The organism is Mycobacterium sp. SMC-13, from assembly GCF_045311035.1.
Taxonomy (GTDB): Bacteria; Actinomycetota; Actinomycetes; order Mycobacteriales; family Mycobacteriaceae; genus Mycobacterium.
Genome location: NZ_JBJIAI010000071.1, coordinates 1 through 2,475, shown reverse-complemented (window position 1 = coordinate 2,475; position 2,475 = coordinate 1). Strand labels below are relative to the sequence as shown.

General features: G+C 56.2%; 1 rRNA gene. It reads right to left on the bottom strand.

The window, feature by feature from the left end:
• Positions 1 to 2,011: ribosomal RNA gene (locus ACJH6I_RS31655) — 23S ribosomal RNA — on the bottom strand; the annotation flags it as partial.
• Between the last annotated feature and the right edge of the window lie 464 nt (positions 2,012 to 2,475).

Sequence of the window (2,475 nt, the reverse complement as noted above, 5' to 3'; positions counted from 1 at the left end):
TGCGACTTCGCACGGACCTGTGTTTTTAGTAAACAGTCGCTTCTCACTGGTTTGTGCCACCCCCTCCCGCTGCCGGCCGCTAGTGCCTTGACGGTATGGAGGTCCCCCTTCTCCCGAAGTTACGGGGGCATTTTGCCGAGTTCCTTAACCATAGTTAACTCGTACGCCTTAGTATTCTCTACCTGACCACCTGTGTTGGTTTGGGGTACGGGCCATGTGTGCACTCGCTAGAGGCTTTTCTTGGCAGCATAGGATCACCGAATTCGCCTCACTCGGCTATGCATCACCTCTCAGACATGTGAACGACGGATTTGCCTATCGTTCGTCCTACAGGCTTACCCCGGTATTACCACTGACCGGTACGGCTACCTTCCTGCGTCACCCCATCGCTTGACTACTACCCACCAGGGTCCCACGCAGCCGGCAACACGTGATCCCCGAAAGGATCATCACGTGCCATTTGGATGGTTAGCACAATGGATTCATCACGGACGCACACACACGGGTACGGGAATATCAACCCGTTGTCCATCGACTACGCCTGTCGGCCTCGCCTTAGGTCCCGACTCACCCTGGGCGGACTGGCCTGCCCCAGGAACCCTTGGTCTTTCGGCGGGCAAGGTTCTCACTTGCCTATTCGCTACTCATGCCTGCATTCTCACTCCCACACCCTCCACAACTCGATCACTCGGCTGCTTCACCGGATGCAGGACGCTCCCCTACCCATCCTTGCGGATGCCGCGACTTCGGCGGTGTGCTTGAGCCCCGCTACATTATCGGCGCACAATCACTTGACCAGTGAGCTATTACGCACTCTTTCAAGGGTGGCTGCTTCTAAGCCAACCTCCTGGTTGTCTTCGCGACTGCACATCCTTTTCCACTTAGCACACGCTTAGGGGCCTTAGTCGGCGATCTGGGCTGTTTCCCTCTCGACGCACGGAGCTTATCCCCCGCCGTCTCACTGCCACGCTTTTGTCTTACCGGCATTCGGAGTTTGGCTGACGTCAGTAACCTGGTGAGGCCCATCGGCCATCCAGTAGCTCTACCTCCGGCAAGAAACACGCAACGCTGCACCTAAATGCATTTCGGGGAGAACCAGCTATCACGGAGTTTGATTGGCCTTTCACCCCTACCCACAGCTCATCCCCTCAGTCTTCAACCTAAGTGGGTTCGGGCCTCCACGCGGTCTTACCCGCGCTTCACCCTGGCCATGGGTAGATCACTCCGCTTCGGGTCCAGAACATGCCACTACACCACTTGCGTGGATACGCCCTATTCAGACTCGCTTTCGCTACGGCTACCCCCCACGGGTTAACCTCGCGACATGTCCCTGACTCGCAGGCTCATTCTTCAAAAGGCACGCCATCACCCCACCAAAGGAGGGCTCTGACGGATTGTAGGCACACGGTTTCAGGTACTATTTCACTCCCCTCCCGGGGTACTTTTCACCATTCCCTCACGGTACTAATCCGCTATCGGTCATCAGAAGGTATTTAGGCTTACCGAGTGGTCTCGGCAGATTCACAGCAGATTTCACGGGCCCGCTGCTACTCGGGAACACCATCAAGGCAGACATCGGGTTTTCACGTACGGGACTCTCACCCTCTACGGCAGGCCATCCCAAGCCACTTCCGTTAACCACGACATTTTCTTACTGCCCTCCAGAGGGATAGCCCTGGAAAGATAGGTCCCACAACCCCGCACACACAACCCCTACCCGGTATCACATGCATACGGTTTAGCCTCATCCGCTTTCGCTCGCCACTACTCACGGAATCACAATTGTTTTCTCTTCCTACGGGTACTGAGATGTTTCACTTCCCCGCGTTACCTCCCACACCCTATATATTCAAGCGTGGGTAACACGACATAACTCGTGCTGGGTTTCCCCATTCGGACATCCTCGGATCAACGCTCGGTTGGCAGCTCCCCGAGGCTTATCGCAGCCTCCTACGTCCTTCATCGGCCTCTGATGCCAAGGCATCCACCATGCGCCCTTAAACACTTACGCACAAAAACCAATTGATAAACAAGAATCAAAATTGCACATCAACACACACAGAAGGAAAAACCAACGACCCGAAAGCCGCCGGCAACCCATACTGCGCGCGTTAGATGCTCGCAACCACTATCCACGAATCAAACACCACACCCCACCACCAAAACCGGTGAGGCAACAACAACCCCCACCACCCCCAACGGAGCGGTGTCTCCCACCCCCACATGAGGAGGGGAGCGAACGGGCCTGTTGTCTCAGGACCCAACAGTGTGTCTGGCAATTCTTCACGACCAACGCTTTCCAGCCGGCCGAACGTTTGTTGTCATATGCACCCGCCGGACAAGCCCACTACAGGCGCCGGCGACAATCCCAACCACCGAATCCCGCACTGTTGCGGGGATGGGGGAAACCCTGGATCAGGGCATGTAAATGGTGCTCCTTAGAAAGGAGGTGATCCAGCCGCACCTTCCGGTACG